18 protein-coding genes are annotated in these 14197 nt (G+C 74.4%); 11 read left to right on the forward strand and 7 right to left on the reverse strand.

The window, feature by feature from the left end; all coding sequences use genetic code 11:
• Positions 1-15: 15 nt before the first annotated feature.
• Positions 16-585: a TetR/AcrR family transcriptional regulator gene (locus RSE42_RS18230; RefSeq protein ID WP_043654454.1), complete on the reverse strand. Its 570-nt coding sequence runs from the start codon at positions 583-585 to the stop codon at positions 16-18.
• Between the two features lie 110 nt (positions 586-695).
• Here RSE42_RS18230 and RSE42_RS18235 point away from each other — a divergent pair, with 110 nt between their 5' ends.
• Positions 696-1538 (forward strand): alpha/beta fold hydrolase, encoded by an 843-nt coding sequence (locus RSE42_RS18235; protein WP_043654451.1) that lies wholly within the window; start codon positions 696-698, stop codon positions 1536-1538.
• A gap of 81 nt (positions 1539-1619) precedes the next feature.
• Here the strand turns inward: RSE42_RS18235 and RSE42_RS18240 are convergent, their stop codons facing one another.
• Positions 1620-2891 (reverse strand): NYN domain-containing protein, encoded by a 1272-nt coding sequence (locus tag RSE42_RS18240; RefSeq protein ID WP_415297475.1) that lies wholly within the window; start codon positions 2889-2891, stop codon positions 1620-1622.
• An 82-nt stretch (positions 2892-2973) separates the two neighbouring features.
• Between RSE42_RS18240 and RSE42_RS18245 the strand changes: the two genes are divergently transcribed.
• The 3 genes from RSE42_RS18245 to RSE42_RS18255 are packed head-to-tail and all read left to right on the forward strand — an operon-like array spanning position 2974 to position 5483.
• Positions 2974-4293 (forward strand): MFS transporter, encoded by a 1320-nt coding sequence (locus tag RSE42_RS18245; RefSeq protein ID WP_415297476.1) that lies wholly within the window; start codon positions 2974-2976, stop codon positions 4291-4293.
• Positions 4290-4877 carry a sugar O-acetyltransferase gene (locus RSE42_RS18250; protein WP_061268962.1) on the forward strand — a complete coding sequence of 196 codons (588 nt, stop codon included), beginning with the start codon at positions 4290-4292 and terminating at the stop codon, positions 4875-4877. The genes RSE42_RS18245 and RSE42_RS18250 overlap by 4 nt, the downstream gene beginning before the upstream one ends.
• Before the next feature lie 3 nt (positions 4878-4880).
• The gene (locus RSE42_RS18255) at positions 4881-5483 is read left to right on the forward strand and encodes a TetR/AcrR family transcriptional regulator (RefSeq protein WP_085387039.1); all 603 of its coding nucleotides are present in this window, start codon (positions 4881-4883) and stop codon (positions 5481-5483) included.
• Here the strand turns inward: RSE42_RS18255 and RSE42_RS18260 are convergent.
• Positions 5443-6024 (reverse strand): GNAT family N-acetyltransferase, encoded by a 582-nt coding sequence (locus RSE42_RS18260; protein ID WP_021481589.1) that lies wholly within the window; start codon positions 6022-6024, stop codon positions 5443-5445. The genes RSE42_RS18255 and RSE42_RS18260 overlap by 41 nt on opposite strands.
• Positions 6025-6065: 41 nt before the next feature.
• Positions 6066-6707, reverse strand: a complete 642-nt coding sequence (locus tag RSE42_RS18265; protein ID WP_415297477.1) for a hypothetical protein — start codon at positions 6705-6707, stop codon at positions 6066-6068.
• Between the two features lie 235 nt (positions 6708-6942).
• On the opposite strand from RSE42_RS18265, the gene RSE42_RS18270 reads away from it, so the two are divergent.
• The 6 genes from RSE42_RS18270 (at position 6943) to RSE42_RS18295 (ending at position 11132) form a co-directional block, all read left to right on the forward strand.
• Entirely contained in the window at positions 6943-9240 is a 2298-nt protein-coding gene (locus RSE42_RS18270; protein ID WP_043654433.1) for a carbon starvation CstA family protein, read from the forward strand.
• Positions 9237-9503, forward strand: a complete 267-nt coding sequence (locus RSE42_RS18275; RefSeq protein ID WP_415297478.1) for a YbdD/YjiX family protein — start codon at positions 9237-9239, stop codon at positions 9501-9503. Before RSE42_RS18270 ends, RSE42_RS18275 begins: the two co-directional genes overlap by 4 nt.
• Positions 9504-9521: 18 nt before the next feature.
• Positions 9522-9983, forward strand: coding sequence for a hypothetical protein (locus tag RSE42_RS18280; RefSeq protein WP_415297479.1), 462 nt, complete (start codon positions 9522-9524; stop codon positions 9981-9983).
• A gap of 5 nt (positions 9984-9988) precedes the next feature.
• Entirely contained in the window at positions 9989-10507 is a 519-nt protein-coding gene (locus RSE42_RS18285) for a hypothetical protein (RefSeq protein ID WP_415297480.1), read from the forward strand.
• Between the two features lie 20 nt (positions 10508-10527).
• A complete protein-coding gene (locus RSE42_RS18290; protein ID WP_415297481.1) occupies positions 10528-10863 on the forward strand; it encodes a type II toxin-antitoxin system Phd/YefM family antitoxin in 336 nt (111 codons plus the stop codon).
• Between the two features lie 125 nt (positions 10864-10988).
• Positions 10989-11132, forward strand: a complete 144-nt coding sequence (locus RSE42_RS18295; RefSeq protein WP_415297482.1) for a type II toxin-antitoxin system RelE family toxin — start codon at positions 10989-10991, stop codon at positions 11130-11132.
• A 22-nt stretch (positions 11133-11154) separates the two neighbouring features.
• Here RSE42_RS18295 and RSE42_RS18300 read toward each other — a convergent pair whose 3' ends face one another.
• Positions 11155-11625 carry an META domain-containing protein gene (locus RSE42_RS18300; protein WP_168944959.1) on the reverse strand — a complete coding sequence of 157 codons (471 nt, stop codon included), beginning with the start codon at positions 11623-11625 and terminating at the stop codon, positions 11155-11157.
• A 90-nt stretch (positions 11626-11715) separates the two neighbouring features.
• Here RSE42_RS18300 and RSE42_RS18305 point away from each other — a divergent pair, with 90 nt between their 5' ends.
• Positions 11716-12336 (forward strand): hypothetical protein, encoded by a 621-nt coding sequence (locus RSE42_RS18305; RefSeq protein ID WP_061269082.1) that lies wholly within the window; start codon positions 11716-11718, stop codon positions 12334-12336.
• On the opposite strand, the gene RSE42_RS18310 is transcribed toward RSE42_RS18305, so the two are convergent.
• Both RSE42_RS18310 and RSE42_RS18315 read right to left on the reverse strand, forming a co-directional pair.
• Positions 12314-13132 carry a siderophore-interacting protein gene (locus RSE42_RS18310; protein ID WP_415297483.1) on the reverse strand — a complete coding sequence of 273 codons (819 nt, stop codon included), beginning with the start codon at positions 13130-13132 and terminating at the stop codon, positions 12314-12316. The genes RSE42_RS18305 and RSE42_RS18310 overlap by 23 nt on opposite strands.
• A 94-nt stretch (positions 13133-13226) precedes the next feature.
• Complete coding sequence (locus tag RSE42_RS18315; RefSeq protein WP_415297484.1) at positions 13227-14192, reverse strand: ABC transporter substrate-binding protein; 966 nt, start codon at positions 14190-14192, stop codon at positions 13227-13229.
• Positions 14193-14197: the final 5 nt, after the last annotated feature.

Here is a 14197-nt window from a genome sequence, read left to right on the forward strand (position 1 = left end):
GAAGCGCCCGGGGCGTCAGGCGGTCGCGGGGACCGCCGCGTCGAGGATCGCCTCGGCCGCCCGGCGCGCCTGGCGCGCGACGTCGAGGTCCTGCGTGATGGCCGCCGTCGTCTGCGCCCCCTCGGCGAGCAGCACGACCTGGAGCGCGACGTCGTCGGGCAGACCTGCCTCGCGCACGACGTCGCGCGCGTACTGCTGGAACGACTCCTTGTGCTCGCGCACCGCGGCGGCGACCCCGGGCGACGTCGCGCCGAGCTCGCCGAACGAGTTGATGAACGCGCAGCCGCGGAAGCCGTCCTCGCGGAACCACGCGTCGAGGAAGTCGAACACGGCGAGCAGCCGCTCCCGGGGCGTGGCGACCCCCGCGGCGGCCTGGGCGATCCCGTCGTCCCACCGCCGGGTGCGCTGGCGCAGCACCGCCACGACGAGGTCGTCCTTGGACGGGAAGAGCGAGTAGATGCGCTTGAGCGACACCCCGGCCTCCGCACGGACGGCGTCCATACCGACGGCCTGCACGCCCTGGGCGTAGAACAGCCGGTCGGCCGCGGCCACCACGGCCGCGCGGGCGCTCGCGTCGTCGAGCATCGCTCATCTCCTGTTCACGTCGTACCGCTTGCGCGGAGAACCATCGTTCTCTAGTGTAGCGACCAACGAGAGAACGACCGTTCTCCCGACCTCGCGAAAGGGGCACGACCATGGGGTACATCACCGTCGGGCAGGAGAACTCCACCGACATCGAGCTCTACTACGAGGACCAGGGCGCCGGGCAGCCGGTCGTCCTCATCCACGGCTACCCCCTCGACGGCCACAGCTGGGAGCTGCAGAAGCGCGAGCTGCTCGACGCCGGCCACCGCGTCATCACGTACGACCGCCGCGGGTTCGGCGCGTCGAGCAAGGTCGGCAGCGGCTACGACTACGACACGTTCGCGGCCGACCTCGACACCGTCCTGGAGACCCTCGACCTGCGCGACGTGATCCTCGTCGGCTTCTCCATGGGCACCGGCGAGCTCGCCCGCTACGTGAAGAACCACGGCCACGAGCGCGTCGCCAAGCTCGCGTTCCTCGCCTCGCTCGAGCCCTTCCTCGTCCAGCGCGACGACAACCCGGAGGGCGTCCCGCAGTCCGTGTTCGACGGCATCGTCGAGGCCGCGCGCTCCGACCGCTACGCCTGGTACACGCAGTTCTACAAGGACTTCTACAACCTCGACGAGAACCTCGGGACCCGCATCAGCGAGGACGCCGTGCACGCGAGCTGGATCACCGCGATCGGCTCCGCGCCCGTCGCCGCGTACGCGGTCGTGCCGACCTGGATCGAGGACTTCCGCGCCGACGTCGAGGCCGTCCGCGCGGCCGGCAAGCCGACGCTGATCCTGCACGGCACGAAGGACAACATCCTCCCGATCGACGCGACCGGGCGCCGTTTCCGCCAGCTCGTGCCGGACGCCGAGTACGTCGAGGTCGAGGGTGCTCCCCACGGCCTGCTCGTCACGCACGCGGCCGAGGTCAACGAGGCGCTGCTCGCCTTCGTCGGTCGCTGACCGCGACGCGCCACGCGGGAGCGGGCGCCGCGCCGGGCGCCGGGGTGGTCCCCGGCGCCCGGCGCCACGGCCGAGTGAGCGTCAGGCGACCGTCACGCGGTAGTCGTCGGCGTCGTCGTCCCAGGCGAGGTCGACGGCGCCGGCGGCCTGCGCCGCCTTGCAGAACTGCAGGAACCCGCGGTAGCCGAGCGCCTTCTCGCTGAAGTCGGGGCGCTTCTTGCGGATCGCGTTCTTCAGCCCGGACAGGACCGTCGAGCCGCCCTCCTCGCGGACCACGTCGCGCACGAGCGCGAACGCCTGGTCCGTGTCGCCCTGCGCGGGCAGCGACACCTCCGGGTCGCCCGTCGCGGGGCCGGGCGCGAGCTCCACGAAGCTCCGGTCGGCGAGGAACCGCAGGAACTCGCCGAAGTTGCGGAACCCGTAGTCCGCCTCGCTGAACGTCGGGTCCTTGCGCAGCAGCGTGCGCTTGAGCACCGACGCGGTGACCGGACCGCTCGTGGACGCCTCGAGGTCGGCCAGCGTCTGCGCGACGCGCACCTCCATCGGGACGTCCTCGCCCGACGGCGCGTCGTCGTCGGCCTCCGGAGTCGTCGCGACGAGCGCGGGCTCGTCGGTCGGCTGCTCGACGGGCGTCGTCTCGCCGTCGACCTCGGCGTTCTCGGTCACGACGGGCTCGCCCCGGCGCGACGAGCGCCCGACGGCCTCGCCCAGCTCCGCGAGCGCCGCCGCGGCCGGGGTCTCGACCTCCGGCTCGGCGATCTCGGTCGCCTTGCGGCGCCCGGACGTGCGTCCGCCGGTGCGCTTCGCCTTCGCGCCGCCCGACGTCGCCCCGGCGCGCCCACCGCGGACCGAGCGGGGCTCCGGCTCGTCGGGGACGTCGACACCCTCGAGCCGGTCGTAGAAGAGGAACTCGTCGCACGCGGGCGGCAGGAGGCGGGACGTCGACTTCTCGACGCCCACGCCGATGACGCGCTTGTTCAGCTCACGCAGCTTGTGGACGAGCGGGGAGAAGTCGCTGTCCCCCGTGCACATGACGAACGTCGAGATGTAGTCGCGCTCGAACGCCATCTCGATCGCGTCGACGACCATCTTGATGTCGGCGGCGTTCTTGCGGGACGCCCCCATGCGCTGGGGCATCTCGATGAGCTCGACCTGGTGGCGCGTGAGCGAGCGGCGGTCCTCGTCGAAGTACGACCAGTCCGCGTACGCCCGCCGCACGACGACGCGCCCGCGCACGGCGAGCGCGTCGGCGATCGGGCCGAAGTCGAACGTCATGCCGCCCAGGTGCTCGCGCGCCCCGAGCGCGAGGTTCTCGTAGTCGATGAAGACGGCCAGTCGCTCCTCGGTGTCCATGCCCGCCAGCCTAGGCGCAGACCACGGCCCCGACCCCGCGGGGATGTGTACGGGCGTACACATCGTGTGTACGATCGTCCGCATGCCGCCCCCCATCCTCGCGGGCCCGGCGCCGGACGTCCGGCGTGCGCGGGTCGCCGTCGCCGCGCTGTTCCTCACCAACGGCGCGCTGTTCGCGAACCTCGTGCCGCGGTACCCCGAGATCAAGGCCGGGCTCGACCTGGGCAACGCCACGTACGGGCTCGCCGTCGCGGCGTTCCCCGCGGGGGCCATCACCGCCGGGCTCGCCGCCGCGGCGCTCGTCCGCCGGTTCGGGTCGGCGCGCGTCGCCGTCGCCGGCACCGTGCTCACCGCGGCCGGGCTGCTGCTCGCGGGCCTGGCGCCTGCCCTGCCGCTGCTCGTCGTCGCGCTGTTCGCGGCGGGGGCGATGGACGCGTTCACCGACGTCGCGCAGAACGCGCACGGCCTGCGCGTGCAGCGCCGGTACGGCCGCTCGATCATCAACGGCTTCCACGCGCTGTGGTCGGTCGGCGCCGTCGTGGGCGGCGGCATGGCGGCCGCCGCCATCGCGCTCGGCCTGCCCCTCGGCGTCCACCTCGCGATCACGGGCGCGCTCTTCGCGGTGGTCGCGCTCGTCGCGCTGCGCTGGTGCCTGCCTGGGCTCGACGGCGAGGCGCCCGACGCCGTCCCGGCCGAGGCCGAGGCGGGTGCGGCAGCAGGCGCCCCGGCGAGCGCGGAGCCCGCGGGGGCCGGAGCGGCCCTCGCGCGCGCGTCCCGGGGCCGCACGGCCGCCGTCCTCGCCGCGCTCGTGCTCGTCGCCGTCGCCGTCGCGGGCACCCTCGTCGAGGACGCGGGCAGCACGTGGGCCGCGGTCTACCTGTCCGGGTCGCTCGGCGCCCCCGCGACGCTCGCCGCCGCCGGCTTCGTCGCGCTCGTCGGCGCCCAGTTCGTCGGGCGCCTCGTCGGGGACCGCCTCGTGGACCGCTTCGGTCAGCGCGCCGTCGCCCGGACCGGGGGCGCGCTCGTCGCGCTCGGCACGGGCCTCGCGCTCGCGTTCCCCTCCGTGCCAGGCACGATCGCCGGGTTCGCCGCCGCCGGGTTCGGCGTCGCGACCCTCGTCCCGGCCGCGATGCAGCAGGCGGACGAGCTCTCCGGGCTGCGCGCGGGCACGGGCCTCACGCTCGTCTCGTGGCTCATGCGGCTCGGGTTCCTCCTGTCGCCGCCGATCGTCGGGCTCGTCGCCGACGCCACGAGCCTGCGGACCGGCCTGCTCGTGCTCCCGCTCGCGGGCGTCGTCGTCGTGCTGCTCGCCGGCGTCCTCGCACCGCGCCGCGCCACCAGCTCGCCGCACCACCCCTCCCCCCACGACCGCACCCTCGAGTACCAGGAGACCAGCGCATGACCACCGACTACTTCGCCGGCGACGACCGCACCAGCTACGAGCGCATGGCCGCGGGCGACCTCTACGTCGCCGACGACCCGGAGATCGCGCGCGGCGTCCAGCGCGGCCTGCGCCTCGTCGACGCCTACCACCGGGCGGTGCTCGACGGCGACGACGACGGCGCCCGCGCGATCCTCACGGACCTGCTCGGCTCGCTCGGCGAGGGCGCGTCGGTGAAGCCCCCGCTCGCGGTGGACTTCGGCAGCAACGTGCACCTCGGCGACCGGACGTTCGTCAACTCCGGGCTCACCGCGCTCGACGTCGCGGCGATCACCATCGGCGACGACTGCCTCCTCGGGCCGAACGTCCAGCTCCTCACCCCCACGCACCCCGTCGACCCCCAGCCGCGGCGCGACAAGCTCGAGGCCGCCGAGCCCATCACGCTCGGCGACAACGTGTGGCTCGGCGGCGGCGTCATCGTGTGCCCGGGCGTGACGATCGGCGACAACACCGTCGTGGGCGCGGGGTCCGTCGTCACGCGCGACCTGCCCGCGAACGTCGTGGCCGTCGGCAACCCGGCGCGCGTGATCCGCGAGAACATCTGACCCGTGACCGAGACCCCCGCGCCTCCCGGCCCGACGGGCCGCGCGCGCCGCCACGACCCGGAGCGCCGCGACCGCATCATCGACGCGTGCCTCGACGTGATCGCGGAGCACGGGGTCGAAGGGACCTCGCACCGGCGCGTCGCGGCGGCGGCCGACGTCCCGCTCGGCTCCATGACGTACCACTTCGCCGGGATGGACGACCTGCTGCGCGAGGCGTTCGGCCGGTTCACGCGCGAGGCCGCCGCGCAGTTCGAGCGCCGCATGGGCGACGCGCGCACGCCCGAGGAGGCCGTCCAGGCCGTCACGACGCTCATCACGCACGACGTCTTCGCGACGCAGCGCGACCTCGTCCTGTCGCACGAGCTCTACACGCTCGCGGCGCGGGACCCGGCCTACCGGACGCTCACCAACGACTGGATGCGTCGCAGCCGCGCCGCGCTGGGCCGCCACTTCGACCCCGCGACATGCCGCGTGCTCGACGCGTTCATCGAGGGCATGACGATCCACCGCGCGCTCGACACCGAGCCGCACGACGACGTCGACGTCCTCGGTGCGGTCCGCCGCCTCACGCGGGTCGGGCCGCCCGTGCCCCCTCCGCCGCGGTGACGTCGAACAGCTCGCACGTCACGCCGTAGTACGCGTCGGTCCTGCCGCGGGGGGTCATGCCGATCCGTCGGCACACCGCCTGGGACGCCGCGTTGTCGGGGTGCGTCACGGCGACGACCCGGTCGAGGCCCCGCGCGAACGCGTGCGCGAGGACGGCCGAGGCCGCCTCCGACGCGTACCCGCGGCCCCACGCGGCGGGGTGGAAGTGCCACCCGATCTCCGTGTCGCCCGACGGCTGCAGCGGCTCGCCCGTGCCCGACGCCGGGATCGACTTGAGCAGGATCGTCCCGACGGGTGCGCCGTCCGGCAGACCGGCACCGTCGTCCTCGCGCGGGACGACCGCCCAGACGCCGTGCGTGCCGTCGTCGACCTCGGCCCACGCGGCGACGCGCGCGAGCGCCTCGTCCCGGTGCTCCAGGACGCGCGGCGTCGTCCCGACGTACCGCATCACGTCCCAGCGGGAGTAGATGTCGAGGACGGCGTCGGCGTCGTCGGGCTGCCAGGGGCGGAGGGTCAGTCGGGGCGTCGTCAGCGTCTGCACCGCCCCAGGCTACGAGGCGGCGCGGGCCACGGCCGAGGGCGTCAGACGATCTTGGGGAAGGTGAGGAGGAAACCCACGCCCACGACGAGCACCACGCACGCGAGCCCGACCATCGCCCACGAGGCGCGCTCGGAGCGGAACCGGCCGGCGAACGCCCCGAAGAACAGCACGAGCGCGAAGAGCACGGTCGTGAGGGTGTAGTTGTCGCCCCGCTGGTTGTTCACGAGCGCCTGCGCGAAGAGGGCGTCGGCCCGCTCGTCCGCCGCGGCGGCCTCGACCTCTCCCGGCGGGACGTACGTGTCGAGCGCGAACGGGCTCGGCGCCGCCGCGGGGTTCTGCAGCGGGCGGGACGCGAGCCACTCGTCGAACGCGGGCCGGAAGTGGTCGGTGAACCGCGCGCGCGTGAACTCCTCCAGCTCCGTGTCCCCGGTCGCGTACGCCTCCAGCCACAGGCTGAAGACCTGCAGGTCGATCGACCGGGCGGTGTCGGCGTGCGCGCGCTGCGTCGACGCCTCGATGCGCTGGGTCGACGCGCGCGAGAACGCGATCGACATCTCGCCGCCCCACTTGCTCGCCTCGAACCCGCTCCACGCGGTGAGCACGGCCGTCACGGCGAGCAGCACGACCGTCACGGTCTCCCGCAACGACCTGCTGCCCTTGCCCTCCGCGCCGTCGTCGGCCACGGCAGGACACTAGCCCTCCGCTCAGGGGTCCGCGCGGCGGCGTCGCCCGCCCGGCGGCACGTGCCCAGGACAGCGCGACGAGCGCCACCACGCGCGACGAACGCGCCGTTCGTCGCACACCGACCACCGTTCGTCGCACACCTCGACCGCCCGCCGCCGTGACGTGGATCACGGTCCGCCGCGGTTCCTAGCCTTCCGTGGTCGGACCGCAACGACGCGACCCTGGAGAGGCTCGATGACGACAGACACCCGCGCGGCGCGGAACGCCGCGGACGACGACCCGGAGATCGTGCCGGACCCGTCCCTGCCCCCCACCGCGGTGCCCGAGGAACTTCCCGGGGCACAGACGCGCACCCGCTGGACGCCGCAGAAGATCGCCCTGTGGGCCGCGATCTCCCTGCTCGGCGGCATCGCGTGGGTCATGCTCGCGGTCGTCCGCGGCGAGACCGTGAACGCGATCTGGTTCGTGTTCGCCGCCGTGTGCACGTACCTCATCGGGTACCGCTTCTACTCCAAGGTCATCGAGCGCTACATCACGCGCCCCGACGACCGCCGCGCCACGCCCGCCGAGGCCCGCGAGGACGGCAAGGACTACGTCCCGACCGACCGGCACGTGCTGTTCGGTCACCACTTCGCCGCGATCGCCGGCGCGGGCCCGCTCGTCGGTCCCGTGCTCGCCGCGCAGATGGGCTACCTGCCCGGCACGATCTGGATCATCGTCGGCGTCGTGCTCGCCGGCGCGGTGCAGGACTACCTCGTCCTGTTCTTCTCCATGCGCCGCGGCGGGCGGACCATCGGCCAGATGGCGCGCCAGGAGCTCGGCCGCGTGGGCGGCACCGCCGCGATCGTCGCGTCGCTGCTCATCATGATCATCATCGTCGCGATCCTCGCGCTCGTCGTCGTCAACGCGCTCGGCGAGAGCCCGTGGGGCGTGTTCTCCGTGTCGATGACGATCCCCATCGCGCTGTTCATGGGCGTGTACCTGCGGTACATCCGGCCCGGGAAGATCACCGAGGTCTCGGTCATCGGCTTCGTGCTGCTGCTCGCCGCGATCGTCGGCGGCGGCTGGATCGCGGACACCGCGTGGGGCGCCGAGCTCTTCCACCTCGACCGCACGACCATCGCGGTCGGCGTCATCGTGTACGGCTTCGTCGCCGCCGTCCTGCCCGTGTGGCTCCTGCTCGCGCCCCGCGACTACCTCTCGACGTTCATGAAGGTCGGCGTCATCGTCGTCCTCGCGGTCGCGGTGATCGTCGTGCGGCCCGAGATCACGGTGCCCGCGATCAGCGAGTTCGCGAGCGGCGAGACGGGCCCGGTCGTGTCCGGGGCGTTGTTCCCGTTCCTCTTCGTCACGATCGCGTGCGGCGCGCTGTCCGGCTTCCACGCGCTCATCGCGTCGGGCACGACGCCGAAGCTCGTCGAGAAGGAGCGCCAGACGCGCTTCATCGGCTACGGCGGCATGCTCATGGAGTCGTTCGTCGCGATCATGGCGCTCGTCGCCGCGATCTCCATCGACCGCGGCATCTACTTCGCGATGAACTCGTCCGCCGCCGCCACGGGCGGCACGGTCGAGGGCGCGGTCGCGTTCGTCAACGGGCTCGGCCTCATGGGCGTCAACCTCACGCCGGACATGCTCACGTCGACCGCGGAGGCCGTCGGGGAGCCGTCGATCGTGTCCCGGACGGGCGGCGCCCCGACGCTCGCGCTCGGCCTCGCGCACATCATGCAGCAGCTCGTGGGCGGCACCGCGATGATGGGCTTCTGGTACCACTTCGCCATCATGTTCGAGGCGCTGTTCATCCTCACCGCCGTCGACGCCGGCACGCGCGTCGCGCGATTCATGCTCCAGGACACCCTCGGCAACGTGTCGCCGAAGTTCCGCGACGTCACGTGGCGGCCGGGCGTGTGGTTGTGCACCGCGATCATGGTCGCCGGGTGGGGCAGCATCCTCTACCTCGGCGTGACCGACCCCCTCGGCGGGATCAACACGTTCTTCCCGCTGTTCGGCATCGCGAACCAGCTCCTCGCGGCCATCGCGCTCGCCGTCGTGCTGGCGATCGTCGCCAAGCGCGGGCGCAGCTACCAGCGCTGGCTGTGGATCGTGGCGGCGCCGCTCGCGTTCACCGCGGTCATCACCATCTGGGCGTCGATCGAGAAGATCTTCTCCCCCGTCCCCGCGGTCGGGTACTGGGCCAACCACAACGCGTTCAAGGACGCGCTCGCCGCCGGCGAGACGTCGTTCGGCACCGCCGGCTCGGTCGAGGCGATGGAGGCGGTCGTCCGCAACACGTTCGTCCAGGGCACGCTCTCGATCGTGTTCGTCGTCCTCGCGATCGTCGTCATCGTCGCGTCGGTCCTCGTGACCGCGAAGGCGCTGCGCGACGGCGGCGGCGCCAACCACGAGGACCCGCCCGTCGCGTCGCGCCGGTTCGCCCCGGCCGACCTGTTCGCGACGAAGGCCGAGAAGGCGATCCAGAAGGAGTGGGCGGCGCTGCCGCCCGAGAAGCGCCCTGCCGCGACGGGGCACCGGTGACGGTGCGGCACGGGACGCAGGGTCCCGCCACGACGGTCCGTGCGACCGTCGTGGCGGGGCTCCGCACCGCGGCGGCCCGCGTGCACGACGGCGCGGCCCACGTCCGCTGGTACGTGCGGCAGGTGATGGGCGACGACGCGTACGCGACCTACGCCGCGCACCAGCGCGCGGTGCACCCGGGGGGCGTCGTCATGACCGAGCGCGAGTTCTGGCGCATGCGGCACGCCGAGCAGGACGCCAACCCGGGGTCGCGCTGCTGCTGACGGCCTAGGCTCGGCGCCGTGCTCCGCGTCCCCCTCGACCTGCTCCTGCCGCGGGTCTCCGTCGCCGACGTCCGGCAGCGCGCCGCGGAGCTGCCCCGCCGCGGGCAGGAGGTCCGGGTCCGCGTGCGCGACGACGTGCTCGTCGCCCGCCGCTGGGCCCCCGGCGCGCACGCGAGCGGGCACAGCGTGCTGCGCGCCCGGCTCACCGAGGAGCCCGACGGCGTCCGCGTGCGCGGGACGGTCGCCCCGAGCGGGCTGGACCTCGTGCTGGTGGCGATCTGGCTCGCCGCGGCCGCCGGGATCGCAACCCTGGGCGCCGTCTACCAGAACGGGGTCCCGTGGCTCGTCGCGCTCCTCCCGCTCGCGTTCGGCGCGGTCTTCGCCGCCTGGCTGCCCGGGGCCGCACGGTCCGGTCACGACGTCCTGCTGCGGGCGCTCGCCGCCCTCGGCGAGGGGCCCGACCTCCGCGGGCCACGGTGACGGGCGTGGCCCGCCCTCCCGCCCGCATCACGTCCGACCCGCCGCGGGGCACGTTCTCCGCGTGCACCCTCGTGCTCGCCACCGACCCCGTGACGGCGGCCAGGTGGGTCGCCGCCGCGTTCGGCGCGCTGCGCTGGAAGCGCCGGGCGTCCGACGTCGCGCACCGCGAGGGCGCGTCGTTGTGGGAGGTCGGGGGCGCGGCCCGCGCGTTCTTCCTCGACGACCTCGACGTGCTCCGCCTCGTCACCCCGCGTGCGGCGGCGTTCTTCTCGCACGGGCGGGGCGTCGCTACGGTCCAGCCCGACGGCGCCGCGCACCGCACCGTCGTCACGCTCTCCCTGGTCGAGGGCCAGCTCTCGTGCCGCGAGAGCTTCGGCGCCGTCGCGCGGCACCTGCACGAGGCCGCGGTCCGCGCCGGTGCGCTCCCGCCCGACGACGTCCCGGTGTGGACGAGCGCCTACGACCTGCCGGCCGGCTCCCCCGGCCACCCGCGGTCGCGCAAGCGCCTGTTCCGCGGCTCCTGAGCACCCTTACCTACCCGGGCATGACGATCCCCGTCTCGCTCTCGGGCGAGACGTCGAGTCGGCAGATCACCGAGAATCCAGGGGTGCGGACATACCCCCTGAGCAAAGCGACGACCAACCTCTCCGCCCTGGTCGACGAGGTGGAGAGCACCCACCAACCGGTGACGATCACCCGTCACGGGAAGGCGGCGGCGGTGCTGATCGCGTCGGAAGACCTCGCGACGCTCATGGAGGCTCTGGCATGGCTGTCCGACCCTGACCACGCGGCCGAGATGGCCGAGGCCGAGGGGGCGGTGGCGCGGGGCCGCAGCCTGCGCCTCGCCGAGGTGCGCGAGCAGCTGGCCTCGCGTCGGTGACCGACGCCGATGGTCGGTGAGAGGTGCGCGTGAGCCCACCGGCCGCACGCTCCACCCGCTCCCGCCACGCCTGCCGATGCCGTGATTCACTTCTGCGACAACCACTCGCGTCGAACCCCTACCGGGTGACGAAGGCGCTCGGGGCCGAGCTCGCCGGCCAGCGCGCCGGGTACGTCGGGATCGGGTTCCGCGTCCTGGTCCGCATCGACGACGACCAGCGTCTGGTCACCGTGATGCGGATGGCCTACCGGGCCGACGCCTACCGGTAGCCCAGGACGGGCGGTACGAGAGTCAGCCCCGTTCCAGCCGCGCGAGCTCGACGCCGTCGTGGTCGACCAGCACGAGCACGGCACCGTCGAGCCCGGCGCGGGAGGAGCGGGCCAGGAGATCCGGCACCGGCTCGCCCTCGCAGCCGATCTCGGTGTGCCCGCCCGAGGTGACGACCAGGCGCCCCTCGGCGCCGACTCGCCAGGTGCCGTCCGCGACGTTGCACCCGTCGGTCCCGGTCCACGAGCCGTCCTCCGCGAGGACGACGTGCGGGTCCGTCACGTAGTCGGTCCCGGGCTGCCAGCGGCCGACCAGGTCGCCCGCGGTGGCGGGCGCCGTGCCGTCGGGCAAGGGTGCGGCCGTCGTCGGCGCCGGCCCGGCCGTCTCCCCCGGGCGGAGGGGCGCGTCGGCGCCCGGCCCGGCGCACGACGCGAGGAGCGCCACGGCGAGCACCGGGAGGGCCGTCGTCCTGGGCAGGGGACGTCGTCGGGTCATGTCTCGATCGTGTCGCCCGGTGGGCGAACCTTGCACCGCCCGGGCGGGCCGCCCCGCGCGAGGGCGCGGTGCCGTGGGACGATGCCGCCCGTGACGGAGCTGACCTTGCACGACGACGCCAAGCGCCGCGTGGTGCGCGCCAACCTCACGTTCGCCGCGGTCCTCGTGCCGATCCTCGGGCTCACGGCGGTCTCCCTGGGGATCAGCACGCGCAACCTCGCCCTCGCGCTCGGGTACGCGTGCGTCGTGCTCGCGATGATCCCGCTGACGTACGTGCTCGCGCGCCGCTTCACCGACCGCTCCCGCGTCACGTTCGGCGACGGGTCGGTGACGGTCCAGGGCTGGGGCCGACCGCGGCGGTTCACGGTGGCCGAGATCGAGCGCGTCGTCACGGTCGACAGCATGGGGTTCGGGGGCATGACGCCGACGCACCACCTCATCGTCGTGGGGCCGACGAAGCGCCTCGCCCTGCTCGTCGGGCAGATGTGGGACCGCGACCAGCTCTCGGCCGTCGCGCTCGACCTCGCGCACCGCGGCGTCCCCCTCAACCCGGTCCACCAGCCGGTCACTCCCGTGCAGCTGCGGGCGATGGACCCCCGGCTCGTGCCGTGGCGTCAGGCGCACCCGGTCGCGCTGGGCCTGCTCGTCGGGGTCGGCGTGCTGCTGTTCTTCCTGGTCGCGTTCGTCGTCATGGTCGCGTTCCTCGTCTGACCGACGCGTCCGGCCGGGCGCGGTCGTGCCAGTAGCCCTGGGCGTGCACGCGCGACCGCGCCACGCCCGCCGCCACGAGCTCGGCCCGGACGCGCGCGACCGTGGCGCTCTCCGTCGCGCACCACGCGTAGAAGCCGTCACCCGCAGAGGCCGCGGACCGGCCGTGCTCCGCGACCCAGTCGCGGACGGCGCCCAGCACCGCCCGCTCGGCGCCCCGGCGTCGCGCGCGGGGCACGCGCTCGACGTGCACGGTCGCGGGCACGTCACCGAGCGGGGCGTCCGCCGGGTCGTCGGCCTCGACGAGCACGTGCGCCCGGACGTCGGGGCCGAGGCTCGCGAGGATCCCGCGCACCGCGGGCGCGGACGTCTCGTCCGCGACGAGGAGCACGTGCCCGACGGCGGGCCCCGGGTCCCACTGCGTGCCGTGGTCGGTCACGCCGTACCGCGCGTGCGGCGCGGACAGCAGGACGCGGTCCCCGACCGCCGCCCGCCGCGCCCAGGCGCTCGCCGGGCCCGCGGGCTCGTGCAGGTACAGGTCGAGGTCGACCTCGGCGACCTCCGGCCGGACGGCCACGGGCGTGTACGAGCGCATGACGGGGCGCTCGTCGTCGTCGAGCGCGGACCACTCGTGGCGCCACGTGCTCTCGTCCGCGAGGCGCGCCCGGCGCGCGAGGCGGTCCGCGCCTGGCCCCGGCAGCAGGATCTTCACGCGCTGGTCGAGCCCGACGTCGGCGCACCCGACCAGGTCCGGCCCGGCGAGCGTCACGCGCACGAGGCGCGGGCCGACGTCGTGCACGCGCGCGACCCTCGTCGGGAAGAGCACGTTGGGCGACCGGTGGAACCGGCACCCGGCCGGGCTCCCGGCGGTCGCCGGAGGCCCGGCCGCCGCGTCAGGAGCCGGCACGGTCCTGCAGGAAGCGCTCGACGTCGTCGAGCACGGCCTGCCCGCCGAGCGGCCCGACGCCGCTGATCCAGGAGGACTGGTCCACGACGCGCACGTCGGGGAACGACGCGGCGTTGAGCGGGATCTCCGCGGGCACCGCGGACGCGTCGTCGGGGTCGGCGGCCGAGACGAGCACGAGGTCGGCGGCGGCCTCGGTCACGCGCTCCGGGGACAGGTCCACGGAGATGTCCTCGCCCCACTCCTGCTCCGGCGTCGTGAACCCGACGCACTCGAGCGTGCTGCCCGCGAACGACCGCGGCCCGTACGCGGACACGATGCCGTCGCGCGGACGCAGGAGCTGCGCCGCGCCGGAGACGTCGTAGTCCTCCTGGAGCTGGGCGCACCGCGCGTCGTAGGCGTCGAGCAGGGCCTGGGCGTCCGACTCCCGGCCGAGCGCGCGCCCGACGAGGAGCACGTTCTCCTGCCACGGGTCGGTCTGGGTCGCCATGAAGACGGTCGGCGCGACGCTCGCGAGCTGGTCGTACAGGTCGGAGTGGCGCGACTCCGTACCGAGGATGAGGTCCGGCTCGAGCGCCGCGATGGCCTCCAGGTTCGGCTCGGGCACGGTGCCGACGACCTCGATCGCCTGCGCCTCCTCGCCGAGGTACGCGGGCACGCCCGCCTCGACGCTCAGCACGGCGGCGCCCACGGGGACGACGCCGAGCGCGACGGCGGTGTCCGTCTCGACGGGCTCGAGCGTCACGACGCGCTGCGGCGCCGCGTCGAGCTCGGCGGTACCCCGCGCGTGCTCGACGGCGTACCCCGTCGCGGTGTCGTCCGGCGCCGGCGCGCCGGTCGCCGCGGGCTCGGGGTCGGACGAGCACGCCGCGAGGAGGGTCGCGGCGAGCACGAGGGCGGTGGTGGTGACGCTGCGGCGCACGCGCGGGCTCGACGTGGTCCGGGAGATCGGCACAGGAG

Source organism: Cellulosimicrobium sp. SJTW-1 (assembly GCF_047716875.1).
GTDB lineage: Bacteria > Actinomycetota > Actinomycetes > Actinomycetales > Cellulomonadaceae > Cellulosimicrobium > Cellulosimicrobium funkei.

Bases quoted from the DNA above. Each gene is read 5' to 3' on its own strand.
- RSE42_RS18230 (WP_043654454.1), bottom strand. From the start codon at position 585: ATGCTCGACGACGCGAGCGCCCGCGCGGCCGTGGTGGCCGCGGCCGAC.
- RSE42_RS18235 (WP_043654451.1), top strand. From the start codon at position 696: ATGGGGTACATCACCGTCGGGCAGGAGAACTCCACCGACATCGAGCTC.
- RSE42_RS18240 (WP_415297475.1), bottom strand. From the start codon at position 2,891: ATGGACACCGAGGAGCGACTGGCCGTCTTCATCGACTACGAGAACCTC.
- RSE42_RS18245 (WP_415297476.1), top strand. From the start codon at position 2,974: ATGCCGCCCCCCATCCTCGCGGGCCCGGCGCCGGACGTCCGGCGTGCG.
- RSE42_RS18250 (WP_061268962.1), top strand. From the start codon at position 4,290: ATGACCACCGACTACTTCGCCGGCGACGACCGCACCAGCTACGAGCGC.
- RSE42_RS18270 (WP_043654433.1), top strand. From the start codon at position 6,943: ATGACGACAGACACCCGCGCGGCGCGGAACGCCGCGGACGACGACCCG.
- RSE42_RS18290 (WP_415297481.1), top strand. From the start codon at position 10,528: ATGACGATCCCCGTCTCGCTCTCGGGCGAGACGTCGAGTCGGCAGATC.
- RSE42_RS18300 (WP_168944959.1), bottom strand. From the start codon at position 11,625: ATGACCCGACGACGTCCCCTGCCCAGGACGACGGCCCTCCCGGTGCTC.